The sequence below is a fragment of the Staphylococcus sp. GDX8P80P genome (genome assembly GCF_017893095.1).
Lineage (GTDB): Bacteria > Bacillota > Bacilli > Staphylococcales > Staphylococcaceae > Staphylococcus > Staphylococcus borealis.
On record NZ_JAESMI010000145.1, the window covers coordinates 1 to 4,573 of the forward strand.

2 protein-coding genes are annotated in these 4,573 nt (G+C 34.4%); both read right to left on the reverse strand.

Annotation, left to right across the window (positions count from 1 at the left end):
* Positions 1-45: 45 nt before the first annotated feature.
* On the reverse strand, positions 46-3,702 hold the full coding sequence (locus KA858_RS11475; RefSeq protein ID WP_210135754.1) for a YSIRK-type signal peptide-containing protein: 3,657 nt from the start codon (positions 3,700-3,702) through the stop codon (positions 46-48).
* 475 nt (positions 3,703-4,177) lie between these two features.
* Positions 4,178-4,573 (reverse strand): LPXTG cell wall anchor domain-containing protein (locus KA858_RS11480; RefSeq protein ID WP_210135755.1); only part of this gene is annotated, 396 nt, incomplete at its 5' end.

Consider the following 4,573-nt stretch of genomic DNA (forward strand, 5'->3'; position numbering starts at 1 on the left):
GAACTTTATGTCCCGGACTCGTTATTTTAGTTATTTAGCAAAATACTATTTTTCTTCTTTTTTATGTCTTCTTGTTAATAATGCAATTCCACCTAATAATGAAGTAAATAATAATGCAGATGATGATGCATTGTCTTTGTTAAGACCTGTGTCAGGTAATGAATTAACTTTATTTCGATTGTGATCATTAGATTTATTATCCTTTTCATTATAGTCGCTTAAATAATCATTTTGACCACTTGATTTTTCATTATGTTTTAAATCTTTTAGAATTTCGTTTCCAGTATGACCGTTATTTTCACCTAATTTATCTTTATCAGACAATGTGGCTTTGACAGGTTTTGATAACGAACTATTGTGATGTTCTGCATTATCCGTAGCTCTCACAGTTACGTCACCTTCAGGTATTGGTGTTGTTGGTTTTATCGTTGCATTACCATTACCATCAGTTGTAGCTTTACCAATGACATGTCCATATTTGTCTAGTAATTCGACAAGTGTGTAAGGATCAGTTGTAACTTTAACGGGTGTTTTTGTATTAGCTTTATGAATTAATGTTGTATGAATTACTGGTTCTTTAGGTGCTGTAGTATCCGTTACTTTAATTGGATCTGAGAATGAACTATTCGGCGGTTGAGCATTATCAGTTGCTTTAATAATTATAGTGCCTTCTGGATAAGGTTTAGTTGGTGTGATGATCACATGTCCATTTTTATCCGTTTTACCAGAGCCAATCACGCGCCCATCTTTATCAATGATTTCTACATAAGTGTATGGTTCAGTGATAATTTCAATTGGATCTTTTGTACCAGCTTTACCATTCATACTACCTTTAACTACTGGTTTAGGTGGTGGTGTTGTATCGGTTGCTTTGACAGGTTTAGATATAGAACTGTTAGGACGTGTAGCATTGTCTGTCGCTTTTACATAAACATTACCTTCTGGAATTGGTTTAGTTGGTGTAATCATTGCATTACCTTTTTCATCAGTTACACCAGAACCAATGACATGGAAGTCTTTGTCTAATAATTCTACTTTAGTGTTAGGGTCAGTTGTTACTGAAACTGGTGTATAAGTGTTTGCTTTTCCATCAAGACCCGTATTCATTTTAGGTACTATAGGCGGTGTTGTGTCTGTCGCTTCGATTGGATCAGATGTTGAACTATTAGGATGTTCGGCATGATCTGTCGCTTTAATCGTTACTGGTCCTTCAGGAATTGGTTTTGTAGGTGTAATTAGAGCATGACCATTTTGATCTGTATCGCCTGTACCGATGAGTTGTCCATCTTTATCGAAAATTTCTATATGCGTATTAGGATCAGTTACAACTTCAATAGGATCCTGTGTATTCGCTTTACCTACTAGCCCACCAGGAACGGTTGGTTTAATTGGAGGTGTAGTATCTATAACGTTAACAGGTTTAGATGTAGAACTATTCGGATGTTCTGCATTATCAGTCGCTTTTGCGAAAATATTACCTTCAGGAATTGGAACATTAGGCGTTATTGTAACATGGCCTTGATCGTCTGTTGTGCCAGAGCCAATGATATTACCATCTTTATCAACAATATCGACGTGTGTGTTAGGGTCTGTTGATACTGAAATTGGTGTCAATGTTCCACCTTTTTCAGAGATATCTGTATCAAAGGTTGGTGCATTTGGTGGCGTCGTGTCTGTAGCTTTAACTGGATCAGATGTTGAACTATTAGGAACTTCAGCATCATCAGTAGCTTTAACTGTTACATTACCTTCAGGGATAGGTTTAATCGGCGTAATAAAAGCATGGCCAGTACCATCAGTAACTCCAGAACCTATGACATTACCATCTTTATCTAAAAGTTCAACCTTTGTATTTGGATCAGTAGTAACCTCCACTGGATCAGTAGTACCTGCTTTACCTTCTAAGCTACCTACAACAGAGGGTTTTGTAGGTGGCGTTGTATCAGTTGCCTTTACTGGATCAGAAGTTGAGCTATTCGGATGTTCAGCATGGTCAATCGCTTTCGCAATGACATTACCTTCAGGAATTGGTTTCGTAGGTATGATTGTCACTTGACCTGTACCATCTGTTTCACCTGAACCAAGACTATTACCATCTTTATCAAACAGTTCTACCGTAGTATTTGGATCAGTCGTTACAGTGATTGGTGTTTGGGTACCCGCTTTACCAGCTATATCTGTATTAAATGTTGGAACTGAAGGCGGCGTTGTATCAGTTGCTTTTTTAGGTTGAGAAGTAGAACTATTCGGGTGTTCTGCATTATCCGTTGCTTTTGCAGTAACATCGCCTTCAGGAATTGGTCGATTAGGTATAATCGTTACGTGTCCGTCAGTATCAGTTGTCCCTTTTCCTAAACTATTACCATCTTTATCAAACAATTCTACAGTTGTGTTCGGATCAGTTGTAACTGTAATCGGTGTTTGAGTACCAGCTTTACCAACTAAGTCAGTATCTAAATTAGGCGAAGTTGGTGGTGTTAAATCCGTTACATTTGCAGGATCTGAATAACTACTATTTGGCGTTTCAGCATCATCCGTCGCTTTGGCTGTAATCGGTCCTTCAACTAATGGTTTGCTAGGAGTGATTGTAATGTGTCCAGTATGATCTGTCATTCCACTACCTATTAAGTGATTATCTTTATCAAACAACTCCACTTTAGTATCAGGGTCAGTAGTGATTTCTATTGGAGTTAGTGTACCTACTTTATCAACTAAATTTGTATGAATAATTGGTTTGTCAGGCGGTGTTGTGTCAGTTGCCTTCTTAGGATCTGAAGTAGATGAGTTACCATTTTCATCTGTTGCTACGGCCGTCACATTACCTTCAGGGATAGGTCTAGTTGGCACGATATATGCATGACCTTTATCATTTGTTCTAGAAGCTCCTAGTGGTTTATTATATTTGTCTCTTAATTCAATTCTTGTAAAAGGATCCGTTGTGACTTCAATGACAAATGGTCTATGTTGAGGATCAGTATTTAATGCTTCGACAGGGTCTGACGTAACACTTTCTGAACCACGTGTTGCTTTAGCTGAAACATTGCCTTTAGGAATCCATTGTTGTGGAACGATAGTGACATGACCAGTTTCATTTGTTCTACCAGTACCCATTGTCGCACCATCTTTATCTAATAGAGCTACGTCAGTATTTGGTGAAGTCAAAATCTCAATTGGTCTTTTCGTATTAGCTGCATCTCCTACACTTGTAATGAAAGTTGGTTTAATAAGCGGTGCTTGCTGATCATTAGACGTTGATGATGAAGTATTTGGTGCAGCAACAGATGAATTATCAACTGATCCTGTTACTACTCGATTAAAATCAATTTCATCTGAATTAGTAGCTCTCTTTTTTCTAACATGTGTGTTTGATGGCTGATTTGAAACATTCAAATCGTTATTAGCTTGTTGTTTATTGTTAGTTTGTGCATTTAATTTAGTTTCTTTAATATTGTCATTGATTTGTTTTGATTGAACTTGACCTGTGGTAATTTTATTATCTAAAGGATTAATTGGCGTATTAGCACTTTCGTTAATTGAATTTTCTTGATTGCTATTCGAATGTTGATGAGTGGTATTTAATTGCTCGCTAGCTTGTGCATCATGGTTTACTCCTAAAAATACGAATGTCGCTACTAAGGTTGAAAAGGTACCGATTGCATATTTACGAATGCTAAATTTTTGTAATTGATTATGTTGATTCATAGGTGCGATATTCTCCTTTACTTTTTTAAATGAAAATTAATTAAATTAATAACAGTAATATTAAGGAAATATATTGAATTAAGTTCATATTTACGACATTTCAATTTTACTCAATATATATAACTGTTAGTTTAATTTCATACTAAAGATAGAAATCAAACTTAATTTATATAGTTTTATTATATCATTCATTTAATAATAAGTGTTGTGATATTTAAAAAATAGTAGTCTCTTTTTAATGCGTTTATAAATGAGTTGAAGTTATGACTTAATCAACATTTCATAAAAATGTTTCTTCATAACTATGTGTAGATGTCAATTTATATTTTTACAAATTACAGAAATTTTTACGAGTAGAATTGATATGATTTTTTGTATGAATTTTATTTCAAATATAAATATAGTTAAAATCAAAAATCCACCGAAATCATTTAAGATTTCAGTGGATTTTTTCTAATTAGTATATATATTAGAATTACTTATTTCTGTTGTTATCTTTTCTTTCCTTTTTTCTACTAATTAGTAATGCAAAGCTACCTAGTAGTGTAACTAAATAAGGTAAAGAATTATTAGTTGATTCTTTTTCACCAGTACTTGGTAAATCTTTTACTTTATTTTTAGTAATAGTATTAGTTATATTTTCTTTTTCAACAGGTATTGTATGTTTATTATTTGTTGAATTATGGCTTCCATCCTCTTTTGAATGGTCATTTATAAATGCTTTTTTATCAGATTTTACAATCAATTTAGTAGCTTTTACTGGCTTAGATACAGAGCTATTTGGATGTTCAGCGTTATCTATTGCTTTAGCGTAAATATCACCTTCCGGAATAGGTTTCGTCGGTGTAATCGTGACATGTCCCGTATCATC

Coding starts and splice junctions, on each gene's coding strand:
- KA858_RS11475 (WP_210135754.1), bottom strand. CDS start 3,702: ATGAATCAACATAATCAATTACAAAAATTTAGCATTCGTAAATATGCA.